The following is a 15,781-nucleotide window of genomic DNA, read 5'->3' on the forward strand; positions in this document are numbered from 1 at the left end:
ATTTCTTTAGCGTTCGTGATGATTGATTGCGCGTGAAATAAAATCTCCCAAGCTTTGCACAATCTGCACGAGAATAATACAAAGGATAACAGCAACTGTCATCACATCGTATTGATAACGCTGGTATCCGTATCGTATTGCAATATCTCCGAGTCCGCCTGCGCCAACTGTTCCAGCCATTGCGGAGAATCCAAAAAGCGTAATAAATGTAAGCGCAGCTCCGCGAATTAGCGAAGGTAAAGCTTCCCACAGCAACACTTTGCAAACAATTTGCAATTTGCTTGCTCCAAAGCTTTGTGCTGCTTCAATTAAGCTTCCGTCAACTTCGGCTAAAGATTGTTCAACTACTCTAGCAACGAATGGTGCAGCCGTAATCACCAGAGGCACAATAGCCCCAGGAACTCCCAAAGAAGTGCCAACTATGAGACGAGTGAAAGGAATTATTGCAACTAATAAAATAATAAACGGCACAGAACGCACGATGTTAACAATCCAGCCTAGAACTGCGTTAATTGGCGCGTTGGGGCAAATGCCTTTTTTGTTTGATGTAATGAGAAGTACGCCAACTGGAAGTCCAATAAGGTATGCAAAAAGTGTTGCAACTGATGTCATTACGAGTGTGTCTTGCACGCCTTCAATAAGTAAGTTGCCGTAGTCGTTAAAAAATTGTGTAGCAGCTTCTAACATTGTTATTTCACCTCGTTGGTAAGCGCGTTTGTTTGTTCGTCTGTTTGTGCGTTTTCTGGCTTATTGTTAAGCTCGCTTGCAATCGTGCTTGTAATTTTAGCGCGATGATTTTCCTGTTTTTCATCTGCAATAAGAGTTCGCAAAATATCGCTTTGTGGATTTGCAAAAAGCGTATCAGTGTCACCTAATTCCACAATGCGTCCGCCATCAATCATTGCAACTCGGTCGCAAATATTTCGTGCTACAGCCAGCGAATGCGTAATAATAACAAGCGTTACGTTGAGTTCGCGGTTAATTCGGCTCAATAAATCAAGGATTTGCGCAGTAGTTGTGGAGTCAAGTGCGCTTGTTGCTTCGTCGCAAAGCATAATCGACGGATTATTCGCCAATGCTCGTGCAATTGCTACGCGCTGCTGCTGTCCGCCTGAAAGCTGGCTAGGGTAGCGGTTTGCAAAATCTTGTAAACCAACTAAGTCAAGTAAGTAGTTTGCGCGTTCTTCTCGTTCCTTTTTTGCAGTGTGATTCAGCTCTAATGGGAAAGTGACGTTTCGCAATACTGTACGCTGCTGGAAAAGGCTAAAATTCTGGAAAATCATGCCAATATTAGTGCGTACTTTTGCAAGTTCTTTATCTTTTACTTCGCTAATATCATTTCCGTCAATAATAATTTTGCCGGAAGTTGGTCGCTCAAGCAGATTCATGCAACGAACTAGCGAAGACTTTCCTGCACCAGAAGAACCAAGGATTCCGAATACTTCTCCCGATTCAATAGTCAGATTAATGTCGTGTAATGCTTCGTTCGCTTTGCTACCTTTGCCGTAGCTTTTGTGAAGATGTTCGATCTGAATCATGCTTTTCCTTAACAGATTATTGCTTTCTGTGTGAAATATACTTCGTTACTAACTAGAGTTACTAACTAGAGTTACTAACTAGCGTCATTAACTAGATTATTAACTAGCACGCACATTACGTATATTACACGCTTATAAAATAATGCCGCAAAGCATACACGAAGCATACACATGCGGCATTAGGTGGCTACATTGTGAGTATTTTTTAGAAAACAGGGAGCACAGCGCCTTTGTAAGTTTTAGTAATATAGTCGCGCACTTCGCTTGTCTTCAAAGCTTTGAGTAAGGCTTTGATTTTTGCAAACTTTTCAGAGCCCTTCTTTACTACAATAATATTTTCATAAGTTTTAGCCGCAATGCCTCCAACTTTTTCTGAAGTAAGTGGGTCTTTAGTTGGGTTAAAACCAGCTTGAATAGCGTAATTGCCGTTCATGGCAGCAAGATCCACATCCTTAATGGCAGTAGGAACTGTTGCCGCTTCAAGTTCTTTAAACTTCAAATTCTTAGGATTCTCAGTAATATCTTTTGTAGTAGCGTTAATATCCTTTGGATTCTTCAACTTAATCAATCCGGCATCTTGCAAAAGAAGCAATGCGCGAGCCTCATTAGTAGGATCATTTGGAACTGCAACAGTTGCTCCGTTTGCTAATGCTTTAATCGTCTTGGTTTTTCCTGGATACAATCCAAATGGTTCAAAATGAATTCCACCTACTGAAACAAGGTGAGTTCCCTTTTCCTTATTAAAGTTGTCAAGATAAGGCAAATGCTGATAGTAGTTTGCGTCAACTTCGCCTTCTTCAGTAGCTGTATTTGGCTGCACGTAGTCAGTAAATTCCTTTACTACTAGCTTGTAGCCTTCTTTTTGCAAGATTGGCTTTACAACTTTATTTAAGATTTCAGAATGCGGGGTAGGTGAAGCTGCAACAGTAATGGTCTTGTCATCCTTTGCGCCTGCTTTTGAGCTACCGCAGCCACTTAAAGTGAAAGTCGCTAATGCTGCCAGTGCTGTAATTGATGCAATAACTTTAATTTTTCGCATATTTCCTGCTCCTTGTTCGGTGAAATTTGTTTAAAGTTAAATCCCCTTCGCGAGTAACGAATTATCAATATAGGCGAGAAAAATCAATAATTCTACACTTTGCTTATTAGTATTATTTATGACGTGTTAATAATTCGCATACTTGCAGTGTGGAAAGAGAAAAAATAAGTTTTTCAACACGTCGCTTACTTGCAATGAAGCTATCTACTAGACTGTAATGTATGAGTTTTTTGCGATTGGCGTTAGCGCAGATAGATACCTGCGTTGGGAACATTGATAGCAACGTTGAAAAAGTTTTGAAGTATGCTGCGCGCGCAAAGCAGTCGGGTGCTCGCATGGTTGTGTTTCCTGAGATGACTTTGACTGGGTATCCTATTGAAGACCTCGCCTTGCGTGCCACGTTCCGCACAACTGCACAAAAAGCTGCAGACTTGCTTGCAACAAAACTTGCGGAAGAAGGCTTGGGGGAGCTTTACGTAGTAGTTGGAACTGTTGGCTTTGACGAGTCTGCTGGAAAGCCTCGAAACAGGCTTCTCGTATTGCATGAAGGTAAATCTGTGTTGCAATACGACAAGCATTTCTTGCCAAATTATGGTGTTTTTGACGAGTTTCGTATTTTCTCTTCTGGCAATAAGTGTGAGCTGCTGGAAGTAGATGGAATGCGTCTAGGTTTTGCTATTTGCGAAGATATTTGGCAAGACGGCGGTCCTGTTGCGCGTTTGGCAAAACTTGGTATCGATGCGCTAATAACTATGAACGGTTCTCCATATGAGGAAGGTAAAACTCATGTGCGCTTGAGTTTGGCTCAAAAGCGCGCTGTTGAAGTCAATGCGCCAGTCGTATATGTGAACCAAGTCGGCGGCCAAGATGATTTGGTTTTTGACGGTGGAAGTTTTGTTGTTGATGCTGACGGAACTTTACTTGAACGCTCGGCAATGTTTGATGAAGATTTGTCGTTTGTTGATTTTGATAACTCGCTGAAAAAGCAGAAAGTTTCAAGCATTGCTCCAAAACTTGACGCAGACGAAGAAGTGTATTGTGCGTGTGTTGTAGGTCTTAGAGATTACATGCGTAAGAATGGTTTTAAGGGTGTGTGCTTAGGACTTTCTGGAGGAATTGATTCTGCTTTAGTAGCTACTATGGCTGCCGATGCTTGCGGTGGAGCAAATGTGTATGGCATTTCTATGCCAAGCATGTACTCTTCGGACGGTTCTAAAGACGATGCGCGCGATTTAGCAGAGCGAATTGGCGCTCACTATGATGTGCAACCAATTGAACCGCTTTTTAAAGCTTTCCAATCGCAACTTTCATTAGAAGGTGTTGCAGCAGAAAACTTGCAAGCTCGCGTTCGTGGCGTAATCGTAATGGCTTACTCGAATTCGCGCGGTGTTTTGGCGCTCGCAACTGGTAATAAATCGGAGCTTGCTTGCGGATATTCTACTATCTATGGCGATGCGGTAGGAGGGTATGCTCCTATTAAGGATTTGTTTAAGACGCGCGTTTGGGCACTTTCTCGTTGGAGGAATCGCGCTGCGAATGCTGGAGTAGGCATTGGTATGCTGCCAATTGTTGGATATGAGGATTCTGAGCAAACAGAAGTTACGAAAGCGAAAGCTCCGCAAGATGGTGTGCTTATTCCGGTTAATTCTATTATTAAGCCTCCGAGTGCAGAGTTGCGTCCAGGGCAAAAGGATTCTGATTCTTTACCTGAGTACGATTTGCTTGATCGTGTTTTAGAGGCTCATATTGAGCTTGCTCATGGTAGAGCGGATTTGCTTGAAGATGGTTTTGACGAGCATACTGTTGACACGGTTATGCGTTTAGTTGATCGCGCAGAATGGAAGCGCAGGCAGTATCCGCTTGGACCAAAAGTAAGTGCTATTGCTTTTGGCAGGGATCGCAGAATGCCTGTTACCACAGCTTTTCGTGAATAAATGTGATATATTTCACTAGATTTTTTGCAAAACTACTCGTGTATGCGTTTACTTATGCTCTAACATTGTTATTAAGGCAGCGTGAAGATGCGTTGCGGGTACAAAAGGAGTCTAAACATGACATCAGTTGATGCGCCAGTTCTCAGTGAAGAGGATCTTCGTACCGAAGCGTGGAATGGTTTTACTGACGGCAATTGGAAGAAAGACATTGACGTACGCGACTTTATAATAAAGAACTATACGCCATATGAAGGTGACGAAAGTTTCTTGGCAAATGCCACTGAAAAAACGAAGCACATGTGGAAGTATCTCGACGACAACTACTTAGCTGTTGAACGTGAGCGTCGTGTTTATGATGTTGAAACTCATATCCCAGCAGGTATTGACGCAATGCCAGCAGGCTACATTGAAAGCCCAGAAGTAGATAACGTAATCGTCGGTTTGCAAACTGATGAGCCTTGCAAGCGCGCTATGATGCCAAACGGCGGTTGGCGCATGGTTGAGCAAGCTATTAAAGAAGCTGGCAAGGAAGTAGATCCTCAAATCAAGAAGATTTTCACCGTCTACCGTAAGACTCATAACGATGGCGTGTTTGGCGTTTACACCAAGAATATTAAGATTGCTCGCCACAACAAGATTTTGACCGGTTTGCCAGATGCTTACGGCCGCGGTCGTATTATTGGCGATTATCGTCGTGTTGCTCTTTACGGCGTGAACATGCTTATTGAGTTTAAGAAGCGCGACAAGGATTCGATTCCATACCGTAACGATTTTACCGAGACCGAAATTGAGCATTGGATTCGCTTCCGCGAAGAGCATGACGAGCAGATTAAGGCTTTGAAGCAGCTTATTAACTTGGGTAACGAGTACGGTTTGGATTTGACTCGTCCAGCTAAGACCGCTAAGGAAGCTGTTCAGTGGACTTACATGGGCTATCTTGCTTCTGTTAAGAGCCAGGATGGCGCTGCAATGAGCTTCGGTCGCGTTTCCGCATTCTTCGATTGCTACTTTGAGCGCGATTTGAAGGCAGGTTTAATTAACGAAACCGACGCTCAGGAAATTATTGACGCTCTTGTTATGAAGCTTCGTATTGTGCGCTTCTTGCGTACTAAGGATTACGACGCAATCTTCTCTGGTGATCCTTACTGGGCAACTTGGTCCGATGCAGGCTTCAGCGAGGATGGCCGCACTTTCGTAACCAAGACTTCGTTCCGTTTGCTCAACACTTTGACTCTTGAGCATTTGGGACCTGGTCCTGAGCCAAATATCACTATTTTCTGGGATCCAAAGCTTCCAGAAGCTTATAAGCGTTTCTGCGCACGAATTTCTATCGACACTTCTGCAATCCAGTACGAGTCCGATAAAGACATTCGTGAGCACTGGGGTGACGACGCTGCTATTGCTTGCTGCGTTTCTCCAATGCGCGTCGGTAAGCAAATGCAGTTCTTCGCAGCTCGCGTGAACTCTGCAAAAGCTTTGCTTTACGCTATTAACGGCGGCCGCGATGAAATGACCGGCATGCAAGTTATCGATAAGGGTGTTATTGACCCAATCAAGCCAGAAGCTGACGGCACTCTCGACTACGAGAAGGTTAAGGCTAACTACGAGAAGGCTTTGGAATGGCTTTCCGAGACTTATATTGAGGCTTTGAATATCATCCACTACATGCACGATAAGTACGCTTACGAGTCCATCGAAATGGCTTTGCATGATAGGGAAGTCTACCGTACGCTTGGTTGCGGCATGTCCGGCTTGTCTATTGCTGCAGATTCCTTGGCTGCTTTGAAGTATGCAAAGGTTTACCCAATCTACAACAAGGATGCTAAGACCACTGAAGGCCACGAGTACGAGTACATCGAGGGCGGCGACGACGACTTAATCGTTGGCTACAAGACTGTTGGCGAGTTCCCAGTTTACGGTAACGACGACGATCGTGCAGACGACTTAGCAAAGTGGGTTGTAAGCACTGTTATGGGTCAGGTAAAGCGTTTGCCTGTGTACCGTAATGCTGTTCCAACTCAGTCCATCTTGACTATTACTTCTAACGTTGAGTATGGCAAGAACACTGGTTCCTTCCCATCCGGTCACAAGAAGGGTACTCCGTACGCTCCAGGCGCAAACCCAGAAAACGGCATGGATTCGCACGGTATGCTTCCTTCGATGTTCTCCGTTGGAAAGATTGATTACGATGATGCTCTTGACGGCATTTCGCTTACGAACACCATTACTCCTGACGGTTTGGGTCGTGACGAAGACGAGCGCATCAGCAACTTGGTTGGCATTTTGGATGCTGGCAACGGTCACGGCTTGTACCACGCAAACATCAACGTGTTGCGTAAGGAACAGCTTGAAGATGCTGTTGAGCACCCAGAAAAGTATCCGCATTTGACGGTTCGAGTTTCCGGCTACGCAGTGAACTTTGTAAAGCTCACTAAGGAGCAGCAGCTCGACGTTATTTCTCGTACATTCCACCAGGGTTCAGTTACTGACTGATTTGGTTGATTAGTAAACACCGCCGGGAGCGAGGCTAGTTTCGCTCCCGGCTTTTGTTAATTGCGTATATTATTTATTATTTATTTATAAATAGTTTGGAGGGTAGTTAGATGGCTGAAAACACAGCGTTTCGTACCACAACTCAGCATATGTTGAAGGAGTCAAAAGAGTATGCTCGCCAAACTTTAATGGGTGGACTTTCTGGATTTGAGTCGCCAATTGGGCTGGATCGTAAAGATCGCTTAGTTGCTCTTAAAACTGGCGATATTGGATTTGTGCATTCGTGGGATATCAATACTTCTGTTGATGGTCCTGGAACTCGTATGACGGTGTTTATGAGCGGTTGCCCACTTCGTTGCCAGTATTGCCAAAATCCTGATACTTGGAAAATGCGTGACGGCAAGCCAGTCTATTTGGATGCAATGATTAAAAAAGTTGACCGCTATCAAAGTCTTTTTAAAGCAACAGGTGGAGGAATCACATTTTCTGGCGGCGAGTCCATGATGCAGCCAGCTTTTGTATCTAGAGTATTTCGCGCTGCAAAAGAGATGGGCGTTCATACTTGCTTAGATACTTCGGGCTTTTTGAATCGCAATTATACAGATGAAATGATTGACGACATTGATCTTTGCTTGCTTGACGTTAAATCAGGAACTGAAGAAACGTATAAAAAAGTAACCGGCGGCTTGCTTCAGCCAACTATTGACTTTGGTCAGCGCTTGGCGAAGGCTGGTAAGAAGATTTGGGTGCGTTTTGTGCTTGTTCCAGGTTTGACTTCCAGTGAAGAAAACGTTGAAAAAGTTGCCGAGATTTGCGATTCGTTTGGTGATGCTGTTGAGCATATTGACGTGCTTGGATTCCATCAACTAGGACGTCCAAAGTGGCATGAGCTTAGGATTCCGTACCCTCTTGAGAATCAAAAAGGGCCTTCTAGAGCACTTAAAGAACGAGTTGTAAACCAGTTCAAAGATCACGGTTTTGTTGTGTACTAGACTGCGTTTAGATTGCATTTAGACTGCATTTAAATTGCGTCAAAAATGTAACTGTAATTTAGGCAATCTTTGCGTATCGTATTGTTTTTTTTTTGAAGGATTTTTGTATAATTATACAAATACTCTTTTTTAGAGAAAGGATACGCAATGAAGCGCAGAATAGGTTGTTGGATTGCATTAGCTTTTACATTAGCGTTAGCTGTTTTTGTGCGGTGTAACGATCAGTTTGGTTTTGCTACAGCGCTTACTATTTTCGTTATTTTGCCAATAATTTTATTGCCAATAAACATTGTTGCATCTTTCGATAAGAAACTTCTTATTGAAGTGCCAATAATATCTATTGTTATAGCTGTTGTTACAGAACTTGTCACTTTTCCAATAGTCAACTTTTCGGATTTAGGTTTACATGCTGGCTACGTTGTTCCAACAGTTTTAGCTTCGGCAGTCGCATTTACTCTTACTAGATTCCTTAAAACTAGGCTTGTTAAGCGCATAAATGACGAAGTAGCAAACAATAAAACAGATTGATTATTTAATTGATTATTTATTTGATTTTTTATTTTTGAATAGTCGTAGTTGTGTGCGAAAGTTGAAGCCGTGTTAAAGATGCATAATCTGTAACACGGCTTAAATATTTTTTACGGATATTTTGCAAAAAGTACAGAATAAGTTGCAAAAAGCGTAAGAATTTGGGTAAAGCATGCAATCGGGAGGCGTACTTGAACGAGGAACCAAAGCTTTTAAAAGAGCCTAGAGAAGGAGTTCCAGAAGTCATTGATACGCTTGAAGCATATAAAGATTATTGCAGCTTGTTGGCGGCAGGCTCCGGTCCTTTAGCTGCAGACGCTGAGCGAGCTTCCGGTTTCCGCTACAGTCATGAAGATTGGTTGATTCAGTTCAAACGTAAGGGTGCAGGAATTGGATTATTAGATCCTATAGAACTTACAAAACTTGGAGCTGATTGGAACGAATTTAACAAGGCAGTAGGGGATGTGCCTTGGATTATTCACGATTCGATGCAAGATTTGCCAGGATTTTTCAATATTGGTTTGCGCCCACTTGCATTATTTGATACCGAAATCGCAGCTAAATTACTTGGCAGAAAGCGCTTTGGTTTAAGCTCTGTAACTGAATATTATTTGGGTCTTACTCTTGCAAAAGAACATTCTGCAGCAGATTGGTCTTACCGCCCACTTCCTAGAGATTGGCGAAATTACGCAGCTTTAGATGTTGAATTACTTATTGAGCTAGAAGAAGTAATGCGCGTCGAACTTAAAAAGCAAGGTAAACTTTCTTGGGCGGAAGAAGAATTTAAACACTTACTTAGTAAGGGTGCACAAAAGAAAGCTCCGCATCCACGTCCATGGCTTAAAATATCGCATATTAGCGTACTTATGCACGATCGTGTTGGTTTAGTTATTGCGAAAGCATTGTGGCAAAAGCGAGATGCTTTAGCGCGTGAATATGATATTGCGCCAACTCTGCTACTTTCTGACGCTGCGATTATTGAAGCTGGTAAGCGTAAACCTAGTAATGCGCGTGCGTTTCGTGCTATTCGTTCTTTGAATGAGCGAGTGCGAATGCACACTGGCAGTGAGCAAGACAAAATGTTCGAGCGTTACGCTCCAATTCAGCGCAAAGTTAAACCATCTATTTGGAAAAACGTTATAGAGAATGCTATTTTGCGCGCTAAATCTGGTGAAACGGCTATGGATGATGTGCATCAAGTATTACCGAATGGAGCTATTCAACTTAATTCGCGCGAATCTCGTAAAACGAACGTACTTAAGTCAACAGATACTGACGAGTCGCAAGGTTCTAATGATTGTCAGGATTGCCATGATTTATCGGATTCGCAGTACTTGCAGGATATGCAAGATTTCCAAAGCGCTCCTAGATCTATGAAATATTGGCGAGAACATCACCCTAAGCGTTACGAGCGTTTACAAAGAGTAAAAGCTGAGTTAAATCAAATTTCTGAATACACTCATACTCCTGCAGAAATTATTATCAAACCACAGATTATTCGTAATCTTTGCTGGCATGATGATGCGCAAGATATTGATGTTAAAACATTCTTAAGTGAGCATGGTGCTCGCGAATGGCAAACCCGATTGGTAGCTGAGTCCGTAACTCGCGCTATCATGTAACGGTTGTGCCATACGGCAGAAGCTAGAAAAAACGTAATTTCAGGAGCGCAAGCGTGAAAATCAGCGTCAGGAATCTTGAGCCAACTAAAGTTAAGCTCACCATTACCGCAGATCTCGAAGACTTCAAGCCATTCTTGGAAGAAGCTCGTAAGGAGATTGCTAAGCAAATTAACGTGCCAGGTTTCCGTAAGGGACATGTGCCAGGCAAGATTGTAGATCAGCGCGTCGGTTTCGCAGCTGTTGCCGGCGAAGCCGTAAATTCCGCTGTACCAGAGCTTTATTCCAAGGCTTTGGAAGAAAAGAAGATTCGCCCAATGGATCAGCCAGAATTTGACGTTCAGGAAGTTCCAACGTCGACTGATGCAGATGCAAGTCTTAAGTTTGTAGCAACAGTTGAGCGTCGTCCAGATTTCAAGTTGAACAAGTTCAAGGGCGTTGAGATTGAAGTTGAGAAGCCAAAGGTTTCCGACAAGGATGTCAAGGAGCGCTTGGAAAGTCTCCGTCAGCGTTTTGCTACTTTGGTTGGTGTTGACCGTCCTGCAGCTAAGGGTGATTACACTAACATTGATTTGGAAGCTCGTATCGATGACGAAGTAGTTGATGCACAAGAGGGCGTAAGCTACGAAATCGGTTCCGGTGTGTTGCTTGACGGTTTGGATGAGGCTTTGGATAGCCTTTCTGCCGGCGAAGAAACCACCTTTGAAGGTACTCTCGAGTCCGGCAAGCATAAGGGCGAGAAGGCTCAAATCAAGGTTAAGGTTAATTCCGTAAAGACTCAGGAATTGCCAGAGCTTGATGATGATTTTGCTCAGGAAGCTTCCGAGTTTGATACTTTGAAGGATTTGAAGGCAGATATTCGCAAGGCTTGCGAGCAGGCTGCTGAAGGTCGTCAGGCAACTAATGCCCGTGACGCATTCCTTGTTAAGCTTCAAGAAGAAGTTGAAATTCCTGTACCAAAGGGTGTTTTGGATAAGGCTGTTTCAGAGCATTTGAAGGGCATGACCCCTGATCCTGAAAAAGCTACCAAGAAGCAGAAGGACGAAGCGCAGCAGGCTGCTGAGAAGGAACTTCGCGACCAAATGGTTCTTGACGCTTTAGCTGAACAGATGGATGTGACTGTTTCCCAGGCTGATGTCACCAACTTCTTGGTTTCTGTTGCTCAGCAGTACGGTATGGATCCAAACCAGTTCATTAACGCAATCGTTAACAACGGTCAGCTTGGTTCTGCTGTGCAGGAAGTTGCTCGCTCTAAGGGCTTGCTTGCTGGTATGCGTGCTGTAAAGTTCGTTTCTGGCGGAGAAGCTCTTGACTTGAGTGCATTCTTGTCTGAGGATGATGACGAAGACGAAAGCGTGAAGGCTGCTTCTGCTGCTGCAGAAGTTGCTGACGAACTTTCTAAGTAGTATTTTTCAAACAAGAAAAAGTTTATACTTTCTCATATTCGCTAAAAACCCAGGGCTTTTGCTCTGGGTTTTTGTGTTGTTGTTATACTTTAAAGAAAGTGAAAAACAAATAAAATGAAAAACAAATAACATAAGGAAGGCTGCCGCTAATGGAAAAACGCAATTTGCAAATAGTAGGCAGTAAAAAACCTAGTAAGTGTTTGAGCTATGTTTTTACATGTTTACGATTAAGTCTTATTGCTTTTTTTGTTGCAGTTATGGCTGGGGTTGGTGCAATATTATTAACTCTGTTACTACATGCTGTGCAAAATGTAATGTTCGGATTTTCAGAATCTGCTCTTAAACCTTCGCCAGTTGGATTGCCAGTATTGCACTACGTTGCTGTTGTATTAATTGTCATGTCTGTTGCTGCAATTATTTGGATGTGGTTATGGACAAAATCTTCTAATCGTATTGTCGATATAGCTCATGCTGTTCGTGGTCAATCAATGCCATGGCATACAACGATTATCCATGTATGTTTACAAATTTTTATAGTTGCTTCTGGCGCAAGTTTAGGTAGGGAAGTTGCGCCTCGAGAATTGGCTGCAATGCTTACTCAGAAGTTACTCTGCTTTATCCGAGTCAGTGAATTTCAAGCTCGCGTTTTGGTTGCAAGTGCTGCTGGTGCTGGTTTAGCTGGAGTTTATCGCGCTCCAATAGCGGGTGCGATTATGACGCTAGGTTTGGTTGCAATTCCACGTTTTTCTCATGACTCGAAATCTTCTTTAAAGCGTTTGAAATGGTATTGGCTTATACAAAAATTTAGTATTTTTGCTATTGCGTTATGTATAAGTGAAATTGCATCATTGACTACTATTTTTGTGCTTGGGTATGAGCCTTACTATTGTTTGTCAAGTCTTGATGACATCCATATTGTCAATACGACTGTGTTGCTGCTTGCAATTATAGTTGGCATTCCTTGTGGTATTGTTGGCACTCTTTTCCATAAGATGATTCGTTGGGCTCGCTCTAAGTGTGCTCGCAATTACCAAATTTTATATTTTTTGCCATTAATGGGCTTAGTAACAGGATTAGTTGCATCATGGAATCCAGCCATTATGGGCAATGGTCGAGCTTTAGCGCAATACGCATATAACATTGCAAAAACAAGTATTGCAATTGACAAAAACTCTTTGGTAACTTTGCTTCTACTGGTTGTTGCAAAAATAATTTTAACAAGTTGCACTCTTCGAGCTGGCGCAAGTGGTGGTGTGCTTCAGCCGAGTATGTCGTCTGGAGCTTGCGTAGGGCTGATTATAGGTTTTATAAGTATGAACATTCCAGTTGTTGGTGGCATGTTATCAAGTCAGCCCAAAATATTGGTAATAGCTGCTATTTTTGGTGCTGCAAGTATGCTAACTGCAAGTCGAAAGTCATTGTGGTTTGCGCTTTTTTTGGTAGCACAATTAGTGAATTTGCCTATGATTATGATTATTCCAATGGTTGTTTCTTGTGCTGTATCTAGAAGCATAACGATGATACCAAAATTTTTAGCCGCAAATAATGTTTAAATTTTTTTAGTATAGAAAATACAATATATGCAAAATAAATGCGCCTATGCTAGTTCAGTATTAGCAAAGGCGCATTTGTTATTAGTAAATATTTTTTTAGTTATGTTGGTTATTTTAGTTATTTTTTAATTAATTATTAGAACTGAATTCTTTATCTGCAATAAAAGTTCCATCATCGTTTGAGAAGGAGAAATGTATGCGCACTGGTGCAATAATTTTTTCTTTCATTTCATCCGATGCTGATTGTGGCATCAAGTTCGAGAGGCTATCGCCGTATGTTTGCATTCCAGTCTTTAACGCTGTAATTTCTAAATCAGATAGGTGCTTTTTGAACTTTGCATTTATATTGAGCTGATCACCTTTAGTGGCAAACGTTATGTTGAATGGTGAGCTGCTAGTGGCATCATTAAATCCATTAGTGAGTTTTTTAGCTTCTTCTGAATGGCAATGTACGTATTCTTCAATATTTGCGCTTTTAGGTGCAGAGCAATTGTAATGTGGCTTAAGATTAGTTGAATTGTAATGTGGTTTTGAAATTACGTAGCCACCTACTGCAACTATTGCTACTACTATGACAACAATAAGCCAAGTGTATTTTGACTTATGAGCACTTGTATTTGTTGCATTTGGATAAGCGTTTGCAGGATAGTTGTTGACTGGTTGTTGATTATTCTGATATACGTTTGGTTGGTAACCATTATTTAGATTTACATTATTAGGGTAATTGTTGTTCTGGTATCCGTTATTTGGGTATACGTTGTTTTGATACTCATTGTTTTCATAACCATTGTTTGGGTATCCGTTATTTGGATTTACATTATTTGGGTATGTATTATTTTGGTAACCATTATTTGGATACTCGTTATTTGGCATCGGAGCAGGCGAGTAGTTGTTATCTGGCAATTGGTTAGAATCCATAATTACTCCTTATAATGAATTGATAATCCGATAAAAATATACTCAATAATGCATACTAGTGTAGGATAATAAGTAAAAATTACATCTGTTGATATGAATAAAATTCTAGAAATTTGGTGTAAAACATTCAATTCAAATCATATTCGCAATATTTTCTATGTGGTCATGCGCACAAGGTAATGTAGAAATAATTACGTGGTAACAAGGAGATATAGTGACTGAGCTTTTTACAGCTTCTCCTGTGATGGAACAGGCTGAAGCGTCTACATCAACTGATTCTATTTTTAATCGATTGCTAAAAGATCGCATTATTTGGTTGGGATCTGAAGTAAAAGACGAGAATGCCAATGTTATTTGCGCACAAATGTTAATGCTTGCTGCGGAAGATCCTAAGAAGGATATTTGGCTGTATATTAATTCGCCTGGAGGTTCAATTACTGCTGGTATGGCAATTTACGATACTATGCAATTAATTGAGCCAGATGTTGCGACTATTGCTGTTGGCATGGCTGCATCTATGGGTCAGTTCTTGCTTAGTTCTGGCACTCCTGGTAAGCGTTATATTACCTCGCATGCGCGTGTGCTTATGCATCAACCTTCTGGCGGTGTCGGTGGTACTGCTACAGATGTACGAATTAATGCAGAGCTTATTATGGATATGAAAAAAACGCTTTCTGAATTGACTGCAAAGCAGACTGGTCATACGGTAGAGGAAATTTACCGAGATAATGAATACGATCACTGGTTTACAGCTCAGCAAGCTTTGGAGTATGGTTTCGTAGATAAGATTGTGACCACTCCTGCTTCTATGCGCGGTGAGGAGTAATTATGGCAAGTGAAGAAGCAAAGTTTGTTGCGCGTGCCGAGCGTTTAGCTGGTTTTGGCGGTGTTACTTCTGCTCAGCGCATTACTAATCGTTACGTATTGCCTCAGTTTGGCGAGCAAACTCCATACGGCATGAAAACTCAGGATCCTTACACTAAGCTGTTTGAAGATCGCATTATTTTCATGGGTGTGCAAGTAGATGACACTTCTGCTGATGACATTATGGCTCAGTTGCTTGTTTTGGAGAGCATGGATTCTGATCGCGATGTGATGATGTACATTAATTCACCTGGTGGTTCGATGACTGCTATGACTGCGATTTATGACACCATGCAGTACATTAATCCAGATGTTCAAACTGTTTGCTTGGGTCAGGCTGCTTCTGCTGCTGCTATTATTCTTGCTGCTGGAGCTGCTGGTAAGCGCATGATTTTACCAAATGCGCGTGTGCTTATTCATCAGCCTGCAATGGGCCAAGATTTTGGTAAAGCTACTGAAATTGAGCTTCAGGCTAAGGAAATGTTGCGTTTGCGTTCTTGGTTAGAATCAACGCTTGCAAAACATACTGGTCAAGATATTGAGCGTATTCGTAAAGATATTGAAGTTGATACTATTTTGACTGCTTCAGAAGCCAAAGCTTATGGAATGGTTGACGAAGTGCTTGAGCGTAGAGCATAATTCAATCTTTACAACTTAGCGGATATTTATCAATATCAGTATTTTTAACAACAAACCCCGGTCGACACGCCGGGGTTTGTGTTTTAGTGCAGATGGTTGTATATTAGTCAAGTTGCCGGAAACAAGGACATGGTTCTTGAGGCTGGAAACATGCGCCAGTAGCCCAACGGATTAGAGCATCTGACTACGGATCAGAAGGTTGCAGGTTCGAATCCTGTCTGGCGCACAAACAAAACGCGAAGCTTTTGCTCCGCGTTT

At 42.1% G+C, this 15,781-nt stretch carries 13 protein-coding genes and 1 tRNA gene; 10 read left to right on the forward strand and 4 right to left on the reverse strand.

Annotated elements, in window-relative coordinates; genetic code table 11:
- Positions 1 to 6: 6 nt before the first annotated feature.
- The 3 genes from HXT39_RS02215 to HXT39_RS02225 form a co-directional block, all read right to left on the reverse strand.
- The gene (locus tag HXT39_RS02215; RefSeq protein WP_004108684.1) at positions 7 to 687 is read right to left on the reverse strand and encodes a methionine ABC transporter permease; all 681 of its coding nucleotides are present in this window, start codon (positions 685 to 687) and stop codon (positions 7 to 9) included.
- Positions 688 to 689: 2 nt separating this feature from the next.
- Positions 690 to 1,538 (reverse strand): methionine ABC transporter ATP-binding protein, encoded by an 849-nt coding sequence (locus tag HXT39_RS02220; RefSeq protein WP_004108686.1) that lies wholly within the window; start codon positions 1,536 to 1,538, stop codon positions 690 to 692.
- A gap of 205 nt (positions 1,539 to 1,743) precedes the next feature.
- Entirely contained in the window at positions 1,744 to 2,577 is an 834-nt protein-coding gene (locus HXT39_RS02225; protein WP_004106340.1) for a MetQ/NlpA family ABC transporter substrate-binding protein, read from the reverse strand.
- A 221-nt stretch (positions 2,578 to 2,798) separates the two neighbouring features.
- Here HXT39_RS02225 and HXT39_RS02230 point away from each other — a divergent pair, with 221 nt between their 5' ends.
- The 7 genes from HXT39_RS02230 (at position 2,799) to HXT39_RS02260 (ending at position 13,102) form a co-directional block, all read left to right on the forward strand.
- A complete protein-coding gene (locus HXT39_RS02230; protein ID WP_004108689.1) occupies positions 2,799 to 4,511 on the forward strand; it encodes an NAD+ synthase in 1,713 nt (570 codons plus the stop codon).
- 117 nt (positions 4,512 to 4,628) lie between these two features.
- Complete coding sequence (gene pflB / locus HXT39_RS02235; RefSeq protein ID WP_004108690.1) at positions 4,629 to 7,004, forward strand: formate C-acetyltransferase; 2,376 nt, start codon at positions 4,629 to 4,631, stop codon at positions 7,002 to 7,004.
- A gap of 110 nt (positions 7,005 to 7,114) precedes the next feature.
- Positions 7,115 to 7,996, forward strand: coding sequence for a pyruvate formate-lyase-activating protein (pflA, locus tag HXT39_RS02240; protein ID WP_004108692.1), 882 nt, complete (start codon positions 7,115 to 7,117; stop codon positions 7,994 to 7,996).
- A gap of 147 nt (positions 7,997 to 8,143) precedes the next feature.
- Positions 8,144 to 8,524 (forward strand): hypothetical protein, encoded by a 381-nt coding sequence (locus tag HXT39_RS02245; RefSeq protein WP_012914244.1) that lies wholly within the window; start codon positions 8,144 to 8,146, stop codon positions 8,522 to 8,524.
- A 191-nt stretch (positions 8,525 to 8,715) separates the two neighbouring features.
- Positions 8,716 to 10,146 (forward strand): HRDC domain-containing protein, encoded by a 1,431-nt coding sequence (locus HXT39_RS02250; RefSeq protein ID WP_102703149.1) that lies wholly within the window; start codon positions 8,716 to 8,718, stop codon positions 10,144 to 10,146.
- A gap of 53 nt (positions 10,147 to 10,199) precedes the next feature.
- Positions 10,200 to 11,549, forward strand: coding sequence for a trigger factor (gene tig / locus HXT39_RS02255; protein WP_012914242.1), 1,350 nt, complete (start codon positions 10,200 to 10,202; stop codon positions 11,547 to 11,549).
- A 257-nt stretch (positions 11,550 to 11,806) separates the two neighbouring features.
- A complete protein-coding gene (locus HXT39_RS02260; RefSeq protein WP_233186345.1) occupies positions 11,807 to 13,102 on the forward strand; it encodes a chloride channel protein in 1,296 nt (431 codons plus the stop codon).
- A gap of 129 nt (positions 13,103 to 13,231) precedes the next feature.
- On the opposite strand, the gene HXT39_RS02265 is transcribed toward HXT39_RS02260, so the two are convergent.
- Positions 13,232 to 14,020 carry a hypothetical protein gene (locus tag HXT39_RS02265; RefSeq protein ID WP_004108702.1) on the reverse strand — a complete coding sequence of 263 codons (789 nt, stop codon included), beginning with the start codon at positions 14,018 to 14,020 and terminating at the stop codon, positions 13,232 to 13,234.
- A 214-nt stretch (positions 14,021 to 14,234) separates the two neighbouring features.
- On the opposite strand from HXT39_RS02265, the gene HXT39_RS02270 reads away from it, so the two are divergent.
- The 3 genes from HXT39_RS02270 to HXT39_RS02280 all read left to right on the forward strand — a co-directional run bounded on the left by HXT39_RS02270 (position 14,235) and on the right by HXT39_RS02280 (position 15,749).
- A complete protein-coding gene (locus HXT39_RS02270; RefSeq protein WP_004108703.1) occupies positions 14,235 to 14,846 on the forward strand; it encodes an ATP-dependent Clp protease proteolytic subunit in 612 nt (203 codons plus the stop codon).
- A gap of 2 nt (positions 14,847 to 14,848) precedes the next feature.
- On the forward strand, positions 14,849 to 15,523 hold the full coding sequence (locus HXT39_RS02275; RefSeq protein ID WP_004108705.1) for an ATP-dependent Clp protease proteolytic subunit: 675 nt from the start codon (positions 14,849 to 14,851) through the stop codon (positions 15,521 to 15,523).
- 152 nt (positions 15,524 to 15,675) lie between these two features.
- Positions 15,676 to 15,749, forward strand: a tRNA-Arg gene (locus HXT39_RS02280).
- Positions 15,750 to 15,781: the final 32 nt, after the last annotated feature.

Origin of the sequence: Gardnerella sp. DNF01159, assembly GCF_049244215.1 — a bacterium.
GTDB classification, from domain to species: domain Bacteria; phylum Actinomycetota; class Actinomycetes; order Actinomycetales; family Bifidobacteriaceae; genus Bifidobacterium; species Bifidobacterium swidsinskii.

Excerpts from the sequence above, each read along its gene's own strand:
- HXT39_RS02215 (WP_004108684.1), bottom strand. The coding sequence starts at position 687 with ATGTTAGAAGCTGCTACACAATTTTTTAACGACTACGGCAACTTACTT.
- HXT39_RS02260 (WP_233186345.1), top strand. The coding sequence starts at position 11,807 with ATGGCTGGGGTTGGTGCAATATTATTAACTCTGTTACTACATGCTGTG.
- pflB (WP_004108690.1), top strand. The coding sequence starts at position 4,629 with ATGACATCAGTTGATGCGCCAGTTCTCAGTGAAGAGGATCTTCGTACC.
- pflA (WP_004108692.1), top strand. The coding sequence starts at position 7,115 with ATGGCTGAAAACACAGCGTTTCGTACCACAACTCAGCATATGTTGAAG.
- HXT39_RS02225 (WP_004106340.1), bottom strand. The coding sequence starts at position 2,577 with ATGCGAAAAATTAAAGTTATTGCATCAATTACAGCACTGGCAGCATTA.
- HXT39_RS02230 (WP_004108689.1), top strand. The coding sequence starts at position 2,799 with ATGAGTTTTTTGCGATTGGCGTTAGCGCAGATAGATACCTGCGTTGGG.
- HXT39_RS02220 (WP_004108686.1), bottom strand. The coding sequence starts at position 1,538 with ATGATTCAGATCGAACATCTTCACAAAAGCTACGGCAAAGGTAGCAAA.
- HXT39_RS02265 (WP_004108702.1), bottom strand. The coding sequence starts at position 14,020 with ATGGATTCTAACCAATTGCCAGATAACAACTACTCGCCTGCTCCGATG.
- HXT39_RS02275 (WP_004108705.1), top strand. The coding sequence starts at position 14,849 with ATGGCAAGTGAAGAAGCAAAGTTTGTTGCGCGTGCCGAGCGTTTAGCT.
- HXT39_RS02245 (WP_012914244.1), top strand. The coding sequence starts at position 8,144 with ATGAAGCGCAGAATAGGTTGTTGGATTGCATTAGCTTTTACATTAGCG.